The organism is Nocardioides pakistanensis (assembly GCF_054781215.1).
Genome location: NZ_BAAGUV010000012.1, coordinates 1 through 16,345, shown reverse-complemented (window position 1 = coordinate 16,345; position 16,345 = coordinate 1). Strand labels below are relative to the sequence as shown.

At 67.3% G+C, this 16,345-nt stretch carries 17 protein-coding genes; all 17 read left to right on the top strand.

Features of this window, described 5'->3' with window-relative positions; genetic code table 11:
• Nucleotides 1–3 precede the first annotated feature (3 nt).
• The 17 genes from ACYVIH_RS04235 to ACYVIH_RS04155 all read left to right on the top strand — a co-directional run bounded on the left by ACYVIH_RS04235 (nucleotide 4) and on the right by ACYVIH_RS04155 (nucleotide 16,280).
• Entirely contained in the window at nucleotides 4–609 is a 606-nt protein-coding gene (locus ACYVIH_RS04235; RefSeq protein ID WP_460866389.1) for a hypothetical protein, read from the top strand.
• A gap of 350 nt (nucleotides 610–959) precedes the next feature.
• On the top strand, nucleotides 960–1,526 hold the full coding sequence (locus ACYVIH_RS04230; RefSeq protein ID WP_460866387.1) for a hypothetical protein: 567 nt from the start codon (nucleotides 960–962) through the stop codon (nucleotides 1,524–1,526).
• A complete protein-coding gene (locus ACYVIH_RS04225; protein ID WP_460866386.1) occupies nucleotides 1,523–2,215 on the top strand; it encodes an SAF domain-containing protein in 693 nt (230 codons plus the stop codon). Before ACYVIH_RS04230 ends, ACYVIH_RS04225 begins: the two co-directional genes overlap by 4 nt.
• Before the next feature lies 1 nt (nucleotide 2,216).
• Nucleotides 2,217–3,005, top strand: coding sequence for a hypothetical protein (locus tag ACYVIH_RS04220; RefSeq protein ID WP_460866384.1), 789 nt, complete (start codon nucleotides 2,217–2,219; stop codon nucleotides 3,003–3,005).
• Nucleotides 3,006–3,007: 2 nt separating this feature from the next.
• Nucleotides 3,008–4,318 carry a CpaF family protein gene (locus ACYVIH_RS04215; protein ID WP_460866381.1) on the top strand — a complete coding sequence of 437 codons (1,311 nt, stop codon included), beginning with the start codon at nucleotides 3,008–3,010 and terminating at the stop codon, nucleotides 4,316–4,318.
• A complete protein-coding gene (locus tag ACYVIH_RS04210) occupies nucleotides 4,309–5,208 on the top strand; it encodes a type II secretion system F family protein (protein ID WP_460866379.1) in 900 nt (299 codons plus the stop codon). Before ACYVIH_RS04215 ends, ACYVIH_RS04210 begins: the two co-directional genes overlap by 10 nt.
• The gene (locus tag ACYVIH_RS04205; RefSeq protein WP_460866377.1) at nucleotides 5,205–6,101 is read left to right on the top strand and encodes a hypothetical protein; all 897 of its coding nucleotides are present in this window, start codon (nucleotides 5,205–5,207) and stop codon (nucleotides 6,099–6,101) included. The genes ACYVIH_RS04210 and ACYVIH_RS04205 overlap by 4 nt, the downstream gene beginning before the upstream one ends.
• A 25-nt stretch (nucleotides 6,102–6,126) precedes the next feature.
• On the top strand, nucleotides 6,127–6,309 hold the full coding sequence (locus ACYVIH_RS04200) for a hypothetical protein (RefSeq protein WP_460866374.1): 183 nt from the start codon (nucleotides 6,127–6,129) through the stop codon (nucleotides 6,307–6,309).
• 60 nt (nucleotides 6,310–6,369) lie between these two features.
• Nucleotides 6,370–6,708 carry a hypothetical protein gene (locus tag ACYVIH_RS04195; RefSeq protein WP_460866372.1) on the top strand — a complete coding sequence of 113 codons (339 nt, stop codon included), beginning with the start codon at nucleotides 6,370–6,372 and terminating at the stop codon, nucleotides 6,706–6,708.
• Nucleotides 6,705–7,124 carry a TadE/TadG family type IV pilus assembly protein gene (locus ACYVIH_RS04190; protein ID WP_460866370.1) on the top strand — a complete coding sequence of 140 codons (420 nt, stop codon included), beginning with the start codon at nucleotides 6,705–6,707 and terminating at the stop codon, nucleotides 7,122–7,124. The genes ACYVIH_RS04195 and ACYVIH_RS04190 overlap by 4 nt, the downstream gene beginning before the upstream one ends.
• Complete coding sequence (locus ACYVIH_RS04185; protein WP_460866368.1) at nucleotides 7,121–7,534, top strand: pilus assembly protein TadG-related protein; 414 nt, start codon at nucleotides 7,121–7,123, stop codon at nucleotides 7,532–7,534. Before ACYVIH_RS04190 ends, ACYVIH_RS04185 begins: the two co-directional genes overlap by 4 nt.
• Nucleotides 7,534–10,704, top strand: a complete 3,171-nt coding sequence (locus ACYVIH_RS04180; protein WP_460866366.1) for a LysM peptidoglycan-binding domain-containing protein — start codon at nucleotides 7,534–7,536, stop codon at nucleotides 10,702–10,704. Before ACYVIH_RS04185 ends, ACYVIH_RS04180 begins: the two co-directional genes overlap by 1 nt.
• 113 nt (nucleotides 10,705–10,817) lie before the next feature.
• The gene (locus tag ACYVIH_RS04175) at nucleotides 10,818–11,408 is read left to right on the top strand and encodes a hypothetical protein (RefSeq protein WP_460866364.1); all 591 of its coding nucleotides are present in this window, start codon (nucleotides 10,818–10,820) and stop codon (nucleotides 11,406–11,408) included.
• Complete coding sequence (locus ACYVIH_RS04170) at nucleotides 11,401–11,955, top strand: hypothetical protein (RefSeq protein ID WP_460866362.1); 555 nt, start codon at nucleotides 11,401–11,403, stop codon at nucleotides 11,953–11,955. Before ACYVIH_RS04175 ends, ACYVIH_RS04170 begins: the two co-directional genes overlap by 8 nt.
• A gap of 617 nt (nucleotides 11,956–12,572) precedes the next feature.
• Nucleotides 12,573–13,757 (top strand): IS481 family transposase, encoded by a 1,185-nt coding sequence (locus ACYVIH_RS04165; protein ID WP_460866360.1) that lies wholly within the window; start codon nucleotides 12,573–12,575, stop codon nucleotides 13,755–13,757.
• A gap of 225 nt (nucleotides 13,758–13,982) precedes the next feature.
• The gene (locus ACYVIH_RS04160; protein WP_460866358.1) at nucleotides 13,983–14,648 is read left to right on the top strand and encodes a hypothetical protein; all 666 of its coding nucleotides are present in this window, start codon (nucleotides 13,983–13,985) and stop codon (nucleotides 14,646–14,648) included.
• Between the two features lie 750 nt (nucleotides 14,649–15,398).
• Nucleotides 15,399–16,280 carry a hypothetical protein gene (locus tag ACYVIH_RS04155; RefSeq protein ID WP_460866356.1) on the top strand — a complete coding sequence of 294 codons (882 nt, stop codon included), beginning with the start codon at nucleotides 15,399–15,401 and terminating at the stop codon, nucleotides 16,278–16,280.
• Nucleotides 16,281–16,345: the final 65 nt, after the last annotated feature.

Below are 16,345 nucleotides of genomic sequence, written 5' to 3'. Positions count from 1 at the left end.
GACATGCGTCGGACCGCAGTGGCGTCGCTTGCAGCTTTCGTCTGCCTGTTCTCGGTGACGGCGTGCAGCACGAACGAGCCGACCGAGGCATCACCGCCGGCAGAGAGCAGCTCCCCGACAAGCGCGTCTCCAAGCCCGTCAACGTCGCCGACGGAGACCGTGCCGGCGTACCTCAGGGAGTACTCCGAGAAGGAGCAGAAGGCCTACAGGGAAGCGGTCGATGACTATGCCGCGTTCTCGCGGCGGCTGGCCGCGATAAACGAGGCCGGGCGGGCGACTCCTGGGGCCAAGGCCTTCTTCAGGCAACAAACCGCGGCCTGGCAGACCTACTGGGCGCGGCTGCGAACGAACGAGCGCCGTGGAATCCAGATCATCGGTATGGGGCGGACGCTGCACACGCGGCCGGCAGACGTCCGTGTCGACCCAGACGGCGGTGGACGGGTTGCCCTCCGGGTCTGCGGGATCTCCGAAGGCGTCAAGGTCCTGCAGGACGGCGAGCCAGTGAGCCAGCCGTCGCCCAGGCCGACCATCGTTCGCGTACAGATGGTGAAGCTGCCCGACGAACCCGATTGGCGGGTGCTTTCGGAGAGGGTTGGCGCGAAGTGCTGATCCGAGCCGCGATCCTCCTGGGCCTCGTCGTCACGGGGGTCTCGATCGCGGCTCCGGCCACCGGCGCATCGGGCGATTGCCCGCCCGGCACAGGGCCTACCCCCGTGCCGGGTGGAGGCGTCATCTGCATCGAGGTCACGGAGCCCGGCTCGCCCCCAGGCCTGGGCGGCGGTGAGTCGGACGGCGGAGGCGGCAGTGACGGCGGCGGGTGCCGCCGTACGGACGGATCGCCCGTCGCCTGCGTGAGCGACTGGGGCGTCTGGGTGGACGCCCACCAGTGCTGGGCTCACCCGGTCAACGTCCCGCCCGACGATCCGGCCTGGGAAGGGCGCACAGACGGGGAGGTCTGGATGTGTGCCCTCATCGACGACTCCTCGCCGGAAGTCCTGTTCTGGGTCCCGCCAGGTGGTCCCGCCGGTGGGCCACCAGACCCTGGGACGCTCGCTCAGTCGGCGCTGGGACAGCTGCCCTTGGCCATCGCCGATCTGCAGATGGCGCCGTCGTACCCCGACCCGGCCGTGGTCGGCATCGAGAACTGGCTCTGGCTGCCGGAGCCACAGTGGCAGCCCTTGACGAAGACCGTCCGCGCCGGTGGAACGGCAGTGACCGTCGTTGCGAAACCGGACCGCGTGGTCTGGGACATGGGACCTGGCGAGACGACCTGCTTCGACGCGGGGCGGCCGTGGACGAACGGAATGGGTGACGATGCGATGACCGGGTGCGGCTACACCTACGACAAGACCTCCGAGGGCCCACCGAACGGGGCATTCGACGTCACCGCCACGATCCGGTACGCCGTCGACTGGACTTGCTCGGGCGTCTGCACGTCGACGGCTGGCTCGCTCGGGCTGGTGGACGCGCCGGCGGGGTCGGCGACAGTGCGGGTCGTTCAGCGACAGACGGTGGTGGTCCGATGACCGCCCAACCGCAGGCGAAGCCGCGCGCCCAACGGACGGCGCAGGCGAACGGCGCGATCCCGAGGCCTCGTGAGGTCAGGCTGCCGACTCGTCCGCGTCGGCTCGGCCAGTGGGCGGCGACCGTGCTGTTCGTCTTGACGAGCATGCTCCTGGCCGCGTGGGTGTGGCAGCAGCAGGGTGACCGCGTCGAAGTGCTGGTCGTGGGGAAGCAGGTGCCGGCCGGGCATGTTGTCGAGCGGAGCGATCTCACCACGGCATCCGTCGCCGGCGTCGACGGAGCGATTCCCGTGGACGAGGCCGAACGGGTAGTCGGGTCGACTGCGGCCGTGGGCCTCCTACCGGGTCAGGTGCTCACCGATCAGCTGCTGACCACCCAGCCCGTGCCGGCCGATGGTCAGCGCGTCGTAGGTCTCGATCTCGAACCCACCCGAGTTCCGCTCGGCCTGAGGGCCGGGGACGCGGTCACGGTCCTCGCCGTCCCACCATCCGGTGATGCGAGTGACCCAGCCGAACTGGAGTCGCCGACGGTGCTTGCTGCAACAGCCGAGGTCTTCCAGGTGGGACGCGTGGAGGGCGGCGGGACTCAGCTGTCGATCGTCGTTCGAGAGGAAGAGGCGAACCTGGTGGCTGCGTTCGGAGCGGCTGGTCGCGTGGCTGTGGTGCAGGGGCCGGCCGGGGCGGGTCGCTGAGATGTTGATAGCGCTCTGCTCAGACAAGGGGTCGCCCGGCACGACGACCACGGCCCTGGCTCTGGCATCGGCCTGGTCTGCGCCGGCGACGGTGGTGGAGGCGGACCCGTACGGCGGTGATCTGGCGATCCGACTCCGCACTGGCAGCGGCGGAGTTCTTCCTGAGACCCCGACCGTCCTTACCCTTGCGGCTGCCGCGCGGTCGACGGATGGCGTCGAGCTCGTCGAGCGGTTCACGCATCGGATCAACGACCAGGTGTCGGTCACCCCCGGCCCGTTGATGGCCGAGCAGACGGCCGGCGTAGCGGATTGGCATTCGCTGGCCGCCCGCCTCGCCGACACAGGAAGACCGGTCCTGGTGGATGTTGGACGGCTGCACGCAGCGTCACCGCTGCTTCCTCTGGCGGCTCGCGCGGACGTCGTACTGCCAATCGCGCGTGCGGACACGGAGTCGATGATTCGGTTGCGCGAACGTGCGGCCAGGTTGGTGCCCGCCCTGGCGTCGTACCGCGAGAACCCACCTCAGCTCTTCCCGGTGCTCGTAGGCATCGAGCGGCACCGCGACGGTGACCTGAGGGATCTTCGGCAACTGCTCGACGAAACCAGCGCCGGGCCGCTCGTCTCAGGGGTCGGCCACATCGCGTACGACCTCACCGGCGTAGGGCACATGCTGGATGGGCAGTCGGCCACGGGCAGGTTGGCGCGGAGCAGGCTGCTGCGCAGCGCGCGTCGCACGGCAGATGAGCTGATAGACGTCGTCACGCCACGTCAGTCAGAGGCGGTGAGTTGACGATGGATCTCGACTACACCCTCATCAAGAGACTCCAGGCGGAGCTCGGTCGGCTGCGGCAGGACGCGATCGACGCACGGCGGGCGCAGGGCCTACCGCCACTCACCGGAGAGGACGCCCGGCAGCATGGCAAGACCTTGGTGCAACGAGTCGTCACCGAGCACGAATCGATGCTCGCTGAGTCCGGGGCTGAGGAACTGTCGTGGGAGGAGAGGCAGGACCTCGTCGAGGCGCTCGAGTCTCGGTTGTTCGGGGCCGGCAGCCTCCAGGTCCTCCTGGATGACGAGTCCGTGGAGAACATCGACATCAACGGCTACCGCAACGTCTTCGTCGAGTACGCCGATGGAAGCACCGCTCGCGTGCGTCCGGTTGCCGCATCGAACGAGGAGCTCATCGAGACCGTCCAGATCCTCGCCGCTCACGAGGGGCTGTCCGCCAGGGCCTTCGACGTCGCCAACGTGCGGGTGAACCTGCGACTTCCGGACGGCTCCCGACTCTATGCCGTGCAGTCGGTCTCTCGTGAGCCCGTGATCTCGATCCGCAAGCACCGCCACACCCAGGTGCGCCTCAAGGACCTGATCCGGCTGGGGACGCTCGACGAGGACCTGGCCGACTTCTTGGCCGCCGCGGTCCGCGCACGGAGGAACATCATGGTTGCCGGGGCTACCGGCGCCGGGAAGACGACCTTGCTCCGGGCTCTGGCGTCGGAGATCCCCGCGGACGAGCGCATCCTCACCGTCGAGCGCTCACTCGAGCTCGGTCTCGATGAGGACGTCGAGGCACACCCGAACGCGATCGCCTTGGAGGAGCGCCTGCCGAACTCCGAGGGGGCCGGTGCCGTGTCCATGGCCGAGCTCGTGCGCGACACCCTGCGCTTGAACCCCTCGAGAGTCATCGTCGGCGAGGTCCTCGGCGACGAGGTCGTCACCATGCTGAACGCGATGACCCAGGGCAACGACGGGTCGCTGTCGACAATCCACGCGAACTCCTCCGGGGACGTCGTGCACAAGATCGCCACCTACGCGATCCAGGCGCCTGAACGGCTCCCGTGGGAGGCCACGGTGCGGCTGGTGGCCACGGGGCTCGACTTCATCGTCTTCCTGAGGAGGCTGCGAACTGGCGAGGGGCAGGAGCGGGTCATCGAGTCGGTTCGCGAAGTTGCCGGAGTCAGCGAGCACGGCGACCTGGCGACCAACGAACTGTGGGGTCCAGACGCGGCAGGCGCCGTCCGCCGCCGTGCAGAGGTGCAGGTGCAGTGCCACGACGACCTGGTCGCGGCCGGATGGCGGCCGGCGGGAGGTGAGTGGGCGTGATGCTGGTCTTCATCCTGTCCGTCGCTGGCGCTGCGGCGAGTCTGGTGGCGCTTCTTCACCTGGGTCGCGGTGGCTCGCTGCTTCCGGTCGACCCGCGGCCGGCAAGCCCTCGGCGGGATCCGGCCCAGGTTCGCCGGCTCGCGACGGGTCTAGCCGTGGGTCTTGCCATCCTGCTTGTGACCCGTTGGCCGGCCGCCGCGGTCGCCGCTGGTGCCCTTGCAGTGCTCTGGCCGCGGGTCTTCGGCGGCGCTGCCGCAGGGCGACGAGAGCTGCGCAAGATCGAGGCCATCGCCGTGTGGACTGAGTCGCTGCGGGACACCTCCGCCGCTGCTTCGGGTCTGGAGCAAGCCATACCGGCCACGGTGCAGTCGGCGCCTGACCTGCTCCGCAAACCGCTGCGCGACCTCTCCGCGAGACTGGCCGGCCGCGTGCCGCTACCGGAGGCCCTCGCTCGCTTCGCCGACGACCTCGACGATCCAGCCGGAGACATGGTCGTCGCGGCGTTGAGTCTCAATGCACGTCAGCGCGCAGGTGGGCTGCAGCGGATCCTGACCGCGCTGGCGACGTCGGCACGCTCAGAGCTGGAGATGCGTCGCAAGGTCGAGCACGAACGCCGGGCGCTTCGAGGGCAGGCCCAAAAGATCGCCGGACTCGTGGTCGGCTTCGTCGTCCTGCAGGCCGTCTTCGCCCGCAGCTGGGTCGAGCCCTACTCCTCTCCGGCCGGACAACTGGCGCTCTCGGTCTTCATCGCGATCTTCCTGGCCGCGTTCATGCGGATGCGCTCGTTGGCGAACACCCAACCCCCAGCGCGATTCCTCACCAGCGCGGACGCGGTCACTGAGGTGGCGTCCTATAAGCCCGTCGCCGGATCCGCGAGGTGGGGTCAGTGATCGCGTTCCTGTTCGCGGCAGCGTGCGTTGCTCTCGGGTGCATCCAGATCATGCGCCTCGCGGTACCCCCACGGACGGACCACGTGGTCCTCGCAGGTCGCTGGTACGACGAACGCGCGCGAGCCACCAAGCGACGCGATAGCCCGGATGTGGCCGGCACGTCTTGGGTCGGCCGACTGACCACCCGGATCGCCGAACAGGTCGAGCGGCGGGCTGGCCAGTCGCTGCAGAGCGACCTGACCATCACCGGGACGACGCTCGAACAACATCTCACCAAGGTCCTGGGCTTAGCCGCCGTGGCGTTTCTCGGGCCGCCCCTCATCCTCAGTGCCTTGGCTCTTGCGGGGCTGAGCCTGCCGATCTCGATCGGTCTCCTGCTCGGCGTAGGGCTCGCCGGGGCGATGGTGGTTGTCGCGCAGCGCGAGGTGCAGACCAAGGCGGCCGAGATGCGGGCGGAGTTCCGGCGTTCATTGTCGATCTACCTGGACCTGGTAGCGATGGCACTCGACGCAGGCCGCGGTCACGCCGAGGCTCTGCCGGCGGCGGCCAATATCGGTACCGGATGGACCTTCGCCCACCTGCAGGACGCGATCGACGGAGCCCGGTTTTCCGGAATCAGCGCCTGGGAGTCGCTCGGTGCGCTTGGCCGCCGACTCGGGCTTCCCGAACTTGTGGATCTCGATGCCTCCTTGCGGCTGGCCAACGAGGACGGCGCCAAGATCAAAGCCACGCTCATCGCGAGGGCGGGCACGTTGCGGGCTGCCCGCGTCGCGGACGCCGAGGCCGAGGCGAACCAGGCGACGGAGTCGATGAAGTTCGCCCTCATCGTCATGGTGTTCGCGTTCCTCGGCTACGAGCTCTACCCCTCGATTGTGCGGTTGTTCGCGGGGTAACCCGCGGGGGAAGGAAGTGAAGAACATGCAAGAGCTGTCCGTTCTCGTGAGCTGGCTGCGAGCCAGGCTCGACCGGCGTGAGGAACGCGGCTTCACCGCGGTCGAGTGGCTGCTGGTGGCCCTCGGCGTCATCGCTATCGCCGGCATCGCGGTTGCCGCGGTGCAGGCCTACGTGACGTCCCAGACCAACAAGCTCGGCTCACCCTGAGGCGAGGCTATGGGCGGCATGAGGCGTCGCAGCGAGCGAGGTGCGATCGGGATCGAGTTCATGCTGATCCTCAGCATGTTGATCGTGGTATTCCTCGTGATGCTGCAGTACGCCGTCCGCGCGCATGCCCACCGGATCGTTACGGCCGCGGCCGAGGAGGGCCTCGCGGCCGCTGCGGCGTACGACGGCTCCGCCGAGGAAGGACGCCGCACCGCGAAGCGGTTCGTCGATGATCTGGGGCAGGGTGTCGAGAACGCCGTGGTTACCGCTTCCAGGTCGGCGGAGACGGCGCGCGTCACAGTCAGGGGTGAGGTCGAGGAGTTCGTTCCGTTCCTCACGGTCGAGGTCTCGGCCGAGGTGGAGGGGCCCGTAGAACGGTTCGTGGAGGAAGCGCCATGAGGTCGCGTCGCCGCATTGAGCGCGGAGCGATGTCGGTGGAGCTGGTCGTGCTCACGCCCGTCCTCGTCGGGTGCATCCTCGCCATCGCCGCGGGTGCCCGCTTCGTGGAGGCTGCGGACCAGGTCGATGCAGCTGCTGCCGTTGCAGCCCGAGCCGCCTCGCTCGAGGGGAGCGCTGCCGCGGCGGGTGCCGCCGGCCGATCCGCGGCGCAGCGATCCCTCGTCGAGCGAGGTCGTTCCTGTGCGGACCTCACGGTTCACGTTGACCCCGGCGCCTTCGAGGCGGGTGGCGTCGTCCGCGCCACCGTGACCTGCCGCGCCGACCTCTCCGATCTGACCGGCTTCGGACTGCCGGGCAGCAGGAGCTTCACCGCGACCTCCGTCGTGCCTCTCGAAGCCCACCGGGTGATCTCGTGAGATCCGACCATGACGCCCGCGGCTCAGCCTCGATCTGGGCACTCCTGTTGACCTCCGGGGCGTTCACCGTGCTGCTCGGGCTCGTCGTGGACGGCGGGCGGGTGATCGACGCCCGCCTCGAGGCCTCACGGGTGGCAGCGCAAGCGGCACGCCTGGGTGCCGACCAGCTTTCCGCGAGCAGCGTCCGATCCGGTGGTGACGCAGTGAACGCGCAGTCCGCGTCTGACCGCGTACGCGAGTACCTCGCAGCTGCCGGCCAGGTCGGTTCCGTCCAGGTCACCGGCGACCGCGTCACGGTCACCGTGACCGGCACCAGTCCTGCCCGCATCCTCAGCGTCATCGGCATCGACGGCTTCCCCATCGAGGAGTCGGAGACCGCCCAGGGCATCACAGGAGAGGAGAGCCCCTGATGCGCAGGTTCTTGGCGGTTTTCCGCGGCCTCATAGCACTGCTCACCTTGGCCGCGCTCATGGTTGGTTTGCCGTGGTTGCTCGTCACCACGGTGGGCAATCCCTATCCCGCTGAGGGCCTGACGCTCTCGGGGCGACTCACCGACAGTGCGCTGATGGGAGTCATCGCCGTCGCCGCCTGGGTCGTCTGGGCGCAGTTGATGCTCTGTGTCGTCGTGGAGGTAGGCGCCGAGATCCGGCTCGCCGTCGGTAAGTCCGGGGCGTGGCTGACTCGAGTCCCCGGAACGTTCGACGGCCAGCAGCAGTTGGCGCGGACTCTCGTACAGGCCGTCGTGACGGCGGTCGTGGGGGCCGGCGTCACCGCTGCTCCCGTGACAGGTTTTGCGTCAGCGGCGACCACGCAGGTGTCGGCAACCGCTGCGGGGCCAAGCAAGTCTGCACCTGCTCCCTTCGGGCAGGCGGCGTCAGCGACTCCTTCTCGTGCTGCGGAGCCGGTGGAGATCACCGTCGCCAAGGGCGACACCCTCTGGGGGCTTGCCGAACGACACCTCGGATCGGGCGAACGCTGGAGGGTGATAGCAGAGCTGAACGCCGACCGACGGATGCCGGATGGTCAGAGGTTCTCCGCTGCAGGCGTGATCATCCCCGGCTGGCGGCTGCTTGTTCCAGGCGAGAGCGGTCAGGCGCCGGTGCCAGCTGGTGCGCGCAGGGTTGAGGTCGAACCCGGTGACACCTTGTGGAGCATCGCGGAGGAGGAGTACGGCGATGGGGAGCGGTGGCGTCGGCTGTACGCGGCGAACCGTGCGCAGGTCGCTGATCCGGATGTGATCCATCCCGGCCAGATCCTCGATCTGCCGGGGCGACGCACCGACCGTCAGCCGCCTGACCGACAGGCCGTTGAGCCAGAACCGGCTCACGAGCCGGCGCCAGAAGTCACGCACTCGCCGCCCGAACGCGTACCCGAGGCGGCGCGCGACGGAGCGCAGGCAGGGACGGACGAAACCTCGGTGGTCGCTGACCCTGCGGAGAAGCTCCATGAGGATGTATCCGGCCAGGGCTCAGACGGCTCGAGCTTGGCGGCCCTTCTCAGTGGTGGGGGCGCGCTGCTCGGAGCGGGTCTCTTCGGACTCCTCGCCGTGCGGCGCCGAATGCAGTACCGAAACCGCAGGTCCGGACGCGTCGTCCCGCAGACGCCGGCCGAGTTGGCGCCAGTGGAGGCTGCGGTCCGCGCCGCGGATGACGGCTTGGACGACTCTGAGTTCCTCGACGGTGCCTTGCGAGAGCTCGTCGACCTGGTAGGAGAGCGGGATGGCGTGAGCGGCCTTCCGGACGTCGCCGCAGTCAGACTGTCCGATGAAACCATCGAGCTGCATCTCGTGTCGCCGTTCACCACTCGGTCACCAGAGCCATGGCGAGAGGACGATTCCGGTCGCGTCCTGGTCCGGAGCCGCAACGTTCCGGTGATGGAGAGTGACTCGCTTGCGCCTTACCCGACGCTGGTAACCGTCGGTACCGACGAGTCCGGGGCGAGGTGGCTGCTCGACCTCGAGGCCGCGGCTATCACTCGTCTTCGAGGGGAACCAGAGCTCGTGGCCGAGGTGGTCCGGTTCCTGGTGGCGGAGATGGCCGTGAACGCCTGGTCCGACGACGTGCTCCTGGAGGTTGACGGTGTGGCGTCCGCTCTCACAGGCCTGGACCCTGAGCGCATCGGTGGGGTGGAGCACGGGTTGGCGGATGCCCTGATCCGGGCTGCGCAGGACGTGGTCGACAGCAGCCAGGTCACCGGTCAGGACGTGCTCACGGGTCGACTGGACGGCCGGGCGGCCGAGGCGTGGATGCCGAGGGTCGCTGTCGTGGGCCAGGAGCGGTTCACCGGCCAGGAGATGGACCGGCTCCAGGACGCCCTGCGGTGGCCGCCCGGCCGCAAGGCGGTGGCCCTCGTTGTCGTGGGCGGAGACGAGCCGGCCGTGCCAGCCTCCCTCGAGATGGTTGTTCACCAAGACGGGTGGATGAGCATCGAGCCGCTGGGAGTGAAGGTGCAGGCCAACCGGCTCACCGCGGAGCGTGCCGGGCAGATCGCCGCCCTCATCAGCCATCACCGGGAAGCTGAGGACGAACCGATGCCGCCTGCGACCGGCGACCGGCCCTATGAGCAAGTCAGCGATTCCGCTGGTGCGCTACGAGCGAGCGTCGTGGACGAGCGCGCGCCCGACGCGGCCGGGGAGTCCCTGCTACCGCGGCCGGACGAGGCGTACCTGGCCGTGGCAGCTACGACTACGGAGGACCTTGCCGCGCTGGCGCCTACGCTCCCGCGAAGGGTGGGAGAGCAGATCCTCGCGCTCGATCCGACACTGGACGACGAACTGGCTGCCTGGCATGACCCTGAGACCACCCGGCCGCGCATCGGTGTGCTCGGTCCCGTGGAGCTACTGGTCGCCGAGGAGCCGACTGGGGACGCGCGCAACCGTCGGGCGTACGCGGCAGAAGTCGTCGTGTACCTCGCCACCCACCCGCAGGGCACCACTACCGAGCAGTTGGCCTGCGCGTTCGACGTCAAGGAGAACGTCGTCCACAACTACGTGACGGCAGCACGAAAGTGGGTGGGGACCAACCCCACGACCGGGGTGTCGTACATCCCGGACTGCACGAAGACCGAAGCCGCTCGGAAGCGAGGGATGGGCGTCTACCAGGTGGAGGGCATCCTCTCGGATGAGGATCTCTTTCGTCGGCTGCGCGTCCGGGCGCAGGCCCGGGGAGAGGACGGGATGGAGGACTTGGTCGCCGCGTTGCGCCTTGTCCGGGGACGACCATTCGACCAGCTCAGGAAGCGCGGATACGGCTGGCTTGCCGAGACACCGGTTGACCACCAGCTCGCAGCAGCCGTCGTCGACGTCGCTCATATCGTCGCGACCGATGCACTGGCCGGAGGCGATGTCGAAACGGCACGGTGGGCGGCAGAGACGGCCATGCTGGCAGCGCCTGCTGAGGAGAAGCCCAAGCTCGATCTCGCCGCGGTGATGAAGGCGCTGGGCCAGGACGACCAGGCTGATGCGTTCTTGGACCGAGAGGTCTTCGCCAGGGCCGACGACGGTGGGGCGCCAGTCGACCTTGGACCGCGATCGAGTGATGTGCTGGACCGTCGCGATGGCGGCTCGGTGCGAAGCGACTGACCCTCGTCAGTTCGCAGTTCACAGGCGGCTACTAGACGATGCGTGGCCCTCGACGACTTCGGTCGACGGGCGGAGCGGTCGTCAGAGGCTAGTTCCTGCAATGATCCCGTGGCATGGGCGACCTCTTGAATCAGGTGGGTGACTTCCTCGATGGCGCAGCTGCGAGTCCGAAGTTGGCGCTGATCCCCGTCGGCGTGGCCATCCTTGCCGTGCTCGGCTACCTCGTGAATCGTCGTGGTGCCAAGACGTCGCGCCGTTCCTTAGCGTTGGCGGAGCGTCAGGAGGCACGGCGAGAGGCGCTCCTGGACATACGGCTAATCTCCGCCACCTGCGAGATCAACGACGATGAGCGGACCTACGTATACGACCTTGTGATACGGAATCCGTCGGACAGGGCAAACTCAATTGCCGAGGCTGAGTTGTGGCTTGAGTACAACGTCGGTGGCTCTGTGCTGAACGTCAAAGCGCCCTGGCTTCCGAGCCGATCTGCTCCGCCCTCCGGCCAGTTGATTCTGCCGATTGCTCTCGCCGCGAACGGATCCGAGGCGGGTTCCTTGCAGATCACCGTGGCGCAGGCATTGGTCGAGGGACGCTCCATTGAGCGGCTGCAGCTCGTCCTTACAGACACCTTCGGGACCGCCTTTACCCTGCCGTCAGAGTTCGTTCAGGAGCGCATATCCCACGTAGAGGAGACAGGTGACTGAGAAGCGGAAGGAGCGCATCCCGCTCAGCATCGTCATGCCAGTCGTGGCTGACGGTGCGCTGGCAATCAGGGGGCAAGTCGGAGGGCGGTTGGTCCCCGTCGTCATGGTCGACATGACAGCTCGTCCTGACGTGGCGGAGCTGGTGCGCGTTCACGAGCATCTGGGCATGGGCGACTGCTTCTCGCAGTGGGCACAGACGGGCAACCGTTTGGTGCTGCGCCTGCGCTTCGAGCGGCCGATCGAACTGGCCATTGGCCTGGCGTTCGAACTTCCTCGACAGGCTGGCTTGGTGGACCAGGTCATTTCGGCCAGGGCGATTTGCCTGCAACACGGCGTCGAGGGCGACACGATGTCTACGACAATGGGCAACGCGAGACTTGTGATCGAGCTTCCACCGACAGGTTTCGAGGAGGAGTGGGAACGTCTGTTTCCGGCATCCCTCACGCGGGAGTTTCGCGGTCAGGGCCTAAAGCGTGCGGCGGCGAAACAGGCTGCCCGAGAAATGGTCAAGAGATGGCGCGAGTTCGGATCGATCAAGATGAATTGAGGGCGCCCGCCGCGGCCGCGTCTCTCACGGGCAGCGCGACCCGTGGCATTGACCGACTCGTTGAATTGGCTGACCCTCTACCAACAAGCCACGGCCTCAGTTGGCCTTCACCGGTCCAATCGCGACAGGGGACCTCCGGACCTTGCCCGAAGGCATCGCGCCAGCGGTCGCAAGACGTTGAACTCGACCGCAAGGAAGTTGACCTCCTGCGGGCACCCGGCCCAGCGAGGCCGAGTAGTCGGCCAATCCGCTTAGTTCCCACGCCAACTGTCGGCGGTTGGACGCACTCGGCGCTCCGCCCCTCTGGAGGGACTCTGCGAAGATGGTGCAGACCACGTCGTTATCGAAGGGGGAGCAACATGTCAGAGCCTTGGGCCCCGCGTTGTGCCGTGTGCGAAGTCCTGAACACCCTGAAGTCAGTCGCACCAGCGACTACGTCGCTGCACGGAGTGCCCATCTGCCGTGACCACGTCCGCGAGGCTCATCAAAGCGACTCGTCCAGTGCGGCGAAGGCAGTGTGAAGTGACGGGACTTATCTGACACCTGTGTGACGGGACCTGTCGGACACCCGATGGCCATGGCTGATCTGATCAGCCATGGCCAGACAGGTGGTCCCTATGGATATCCGGATCGCGATCGCGGCGTTCGAGGCGGTCGATGATGGCTCGGACAACATCTCGCAGGTGTGCCGACGGCTCGGCATCTCCCGCGACACCTACTACCGGTACCGGGCCCGGCTGGAGGAGGAGGGCTTCTCGGGGCTGCTCCCGCATTCGACCCGACCGCGGAGCAGCCCGAACCAGACCGCGGACGAGGTGGTACAGGCGATCCTGGAGCAGCGAGCCAAACTGCTGAAGGAGGGGTGGGACCACGGCGCCCGCTCGATCCACGCCCGTCTGCAGCGAGCCGGGGTCCCGGTCCCCTCGGCGAGGACGGTGCACCGGGTCCTGGTGCGTGAAGGGCTCATCGAGCCCGCGCCGGCCAAACGCCCACGCTCGTCGTTCAAACGGTTCCAGAACCCCTCGCCCAACGGGTGCTGGCAGCTCGACGGGACCGAATGGGTCTTGGCCGACCGCACCGCAGTGTGCATCCTGCGGCTGATCGACGACCACTCCCGCCTCATCCTGGCCAGCCGTGCCGCGCCGGCTGAGAACACTGCCGAGGCATGGGCGTTGATGGAAACCGCACTGGCCCGTCACGGCCGCCCCGTGATGCTCCTCAGCGACGGCGGTTCCGCGTTCACCTCCCGGCGAACCACCGGCGGCGTCAGCGTCTTCGAACAACGTCTACGCGACCACGGCATCAACCCCGTGGTGTCCTCACCGCGTCACCCGCAGACCTGCGGCAAGAAGGAACGCGACTGGCAGCCCCTCAAGCGCTGGCTGGCCGCGCACCCCGCCGCCGAAGACCTCGACCAGCTCCAGCGACTGCTCGACGCCTACGACGTCCTGTTCAACACCGACCGGCCCCACCAGGCACTCGAGGGCGCCACCCCGGCCGAACGGTACGCAGCAACCACCAAGGCGGCCCCGCCACCAGGACCGCTGCCGGCACCGGTCAGCCACACCGAACGCCGCGTCCGAGTCGGTGGCACCGTCGACCTCGGCAACCGGTTCCGCATCCGCATCGGGCACGAGTGGACCGACGCCCTGGTCACCGTGGTCCGCGACGACCTCGAGGTCGCCATCCTTCACGACGGCCAAGTCATCAAACGCCTCACCATCGACCCCACCCGCAAGAACCAGGTGAGCGGCCTCAAACGAGGCCGCCCACCCAAAGCGCTACTGTCCGAACAGTCCTGACACACGTGTCCGACAGGTCCCGTCACATGACATGCGGCGAAGGCAGTACGTCGCCTCGCATTCCAAAGCTGAGCTGGATGTGCGGCTTGTCCGGCAAGAAGAGGGCCGACGAGGGAGCGCGGTAGTTCGCGGCGCTATGACGCGCGATTGTCGCAGCTGTAAGGCGCGGATCGTCCGGCGACGACTCACCGACTCGACATCGCCCACCACGGCTAGCCTTTGCGCGTGACAGTCGAGGCGTACCTGCAGGAGACCGGAGTCGGTGCCTACGCGAATTTCTTCGTTCCCGATCTCACTGGTGGACACGGGTCGCCGGTCGACCTGGTGATGCTCTTTGAGTCTCCTCACGTCGACGAGCTGCACGCAAAGCACCCACTCGCCGGTCGCGCCGGAAGGGACGCCCTCGCATTCTTGGCGGGGAATGTTGACGCGGATAGATCTCTTGGCGAGGAAATTGCCCGCCGACAGAAGGGCGGTGACTTTCGTGTGGCAATCGTCAACGTCAGCCAGGTTCCACTGCAGCGCCAGGCCATCACGACGGCAACTCCTCTGGATGACAAGCAATGGATTTCAATCGAAGGCCTACGCCGATCCCGGGCGAGGGAGATCCAAACGCTGAGGGCACCCCGAAGGCAATACGCTGAATACCTCCTCGCTGACCTTGGCCGTCGCGTCGCCCTGTTGGGCATCAGGCCTGCAACGACGGTGGCGGCAGCGGGGAAGTTCGCCCAGATGTTCTGGCGTTCCCTCCAGTCAGCGCCGACGTGCGCGCTGCTGGAAGTGCCGCACCCGGCCCGTCACCAGTGGACACGCGCTGTTGGGGATGCTGCTGGCGGACTGGAGTTACTCAGAGAGCGCTACGACGGCGCCTCCACGGCGCTCTCCGAGTGATCAGTAGCTCGATCTGGCGCGGAGAGTGCGGCGAGGGCGACTCGCGAATGCGATTCTGGCTGATGACAACACGTGGCTGTCGCGATCGGTCGGTACGCGGCGGATTGACGCGCGCCGCCGTCGACTCCATGGCGGTTCCGGTGATGGCGCTGGCGCCTCTCACAACGTGATCCAAGCGCCTCTTGTAGTCAGTGACTTCCGCTTCCGAAACTGCCGGGCAGACGGTGGTCGAGAGCATCTTTGCTTCTCGCGGGCACGAGATAGCCGGATCCACGACAGTTTTGACGTTGCCCATTGAGGTGCTCCACCAATGCGGAGCCGGCCTTATCGAGTGGAATTCGCTGGAGACAGTTAGGGCACTTCCACTTCGTGACCGCCTTGGGCGCCTTGCTCTTCGACTTCTTAGCCGACGTCGTTGCTCGCGAGGCCGGGAGGGTGACCTTGCAGGAGGCACACACCCCAAGCCTGATGTTGAAGCGCGGCGGGTTGTGCGTACAGCCTAACGATCTGGGCCCGCGCATATGCCTGTCCGCGCATAGTGAGTTCGTGACGGCGGTGCCGCAGCGCGAGCCGGATGGCATGCCGAACCGCGGCGGTTAGACGCACCTACGTCAGCCCGCATCGCGGCAGATCCGCCCAGTCGCTACGTCAACCCCGCGCAACAACTCAACCGGTGCTCGGGCAGGTACACGATCCTGTGATGGAGAAGCGTTCCCGGATTCGGTCGGTCCGAGACGGTAGCGTCGGAGAGTGACCTTCGCCGCCAACGTCGTCCGTGTGCTGATCGCATCGCCGTCGGACACCGCAGAGATGCGTGACGCCGTCGAGCGAACCCTCCACGTCTGGAACGGCGAACGTGCAGCCGCGTCTTCCGTCATCCTTCTTCCTCGTCGCTGGGAGACGAACGCCGTCGCCGAGTTCACCGGCGAAGATGGCCAGTCGGTCATCAACCGTCAGCTGGTCGAGGACGCAGACGTGGTTATCGGCATCTTCCATTCCAAGCTCGGAAAGGCGACACCGCGGTATGCGTCGGGAACCGCCGAGGAGCTGCACGAGGCCAAGGAAGCTGGCAAACGGGTCCACGTCTTCTTCTCCGCCATGCCGATCGACCGCGCGCACATCGACCCTGAGGCGCTGGCCACCCTGCAGGCGTTCAAGGACGAGATCGAGAAGCTCAGCCTCTACGGGTCATTCGACACGACAGAGTCGCTGACCGAGCAGGTCCGGCGGGCCATCGAGGCCGACATCATCGCGCTAGACCTTGCTGCACCGGCTATTGGTGGCGTGCCGAAGCGGTCAGGCGCGGCCCTCCAGGCTCACTACGCCAAGGACCGCGAGATGAACAACAAGGGCCGGATGGTGTCGAAGCGTCAGCGGCTGACAATCACCAACACCGGAGACACTGACGCCGTCGACGTGACCTTTACCTTAGAGGCACCCGACGATGGCGAAGGGTCGTCGGCGCCGCAGCCGCTGCAGAAGCCGCCGCCGTTCACCCTGGCTGCGAACGGCGGGGAAGCCGTCGTTCCGCTGTTGATGTACGCCGGGGTGTCGAGCTCAGCAACTATCACCTACAGGTGGATCGAAGACGGTGAGCCGAAAACTTCGTCCCACTCCGTCACGTTCTTCTGAGCCCTGATCCACCGGGGCGTGTGGCCGAGATGAGCGTGGCGTAGAACGAGAGAGCCCTTCTGAGC

Coding starts and splice junctions, on each gene's coding strand:
- ACYVIH_RS04235 (WP_460866389.1), top strand. CDS start 4: ATGCGTCGGACCGCAGTGGCGTCGCTTGCAGCTTTCGTCTGCCTGTTC.
- ACYVIH_RS04230 (WP_460866387.1), top strand. CDS start 960: ATGTGTGCCCTCATCGACGACTCCTCGCCGGAAGTCCTGTTCTGGGTC.
- ACYVIH_RS04225 (WP_460866386.1), top strand. CDS start 1,523: ATGACCGCCCAACCGCAGGCGAAGCCGCGCGCCCAACGGACGGCGCAG.
- ACYVIH_RS04220 (WP_460866384.1), top strand. CDS start 2,217: ATGTTGATAGCGCTCTGCTCAGACAAGGGGTCGCCCGGCACGACGACC.
- ACYVIH_RS04215 (WP_460866381.1), top strand. CDS start 3,008: ATGGATCTCGACTACACCCTCATCAAGAGACTCCAGGCGGAGCTCGGT.
- ACYVIH_RS04200 (WP_460866374.1), top strand. CDS start 6,127: ATGCAAGAGCTGTCCGTTCTCGTGAGCTGGCTGCGAGCCAGGCTCGAC.
- ACYVIH_RS04195 (WP_460866372.1), top strand. CDS start 6,370: ATGCTGATCCTCAGCATGTTGATCGTGGTATTCCTCGTGATGCTGCAG.
- ACYVIH_RS04190 (WP_460866370.1), top strand. CDS start 6,705: ATGAGGTCGCGTCGCCGCATTGAGCGCGGAGCGATGTCGGTGGAGCTG.
- ACYVIH_RS04180 (WP_460866366.1), top strand. CDS start 7,534: ATGCGCAGGTTCTTGGCGGTTTTCCGCGGCCTCATAGCACTGCTCACC.
- ACYVIH_RS04175 (WP_460866364.1), top strand. CDS start 10,818: ATGGGCGACCTCTTGAATCAGGTGGGTGACTTCCTCGATGGCGCAGCT.
- ACYVIH_RS04165 (WP_460866360.1), top strand. CDS start 12,573: ATGGATATCCGGATCGCGATCGCGGCGTTCGAGGCGGTCGATGATGGC.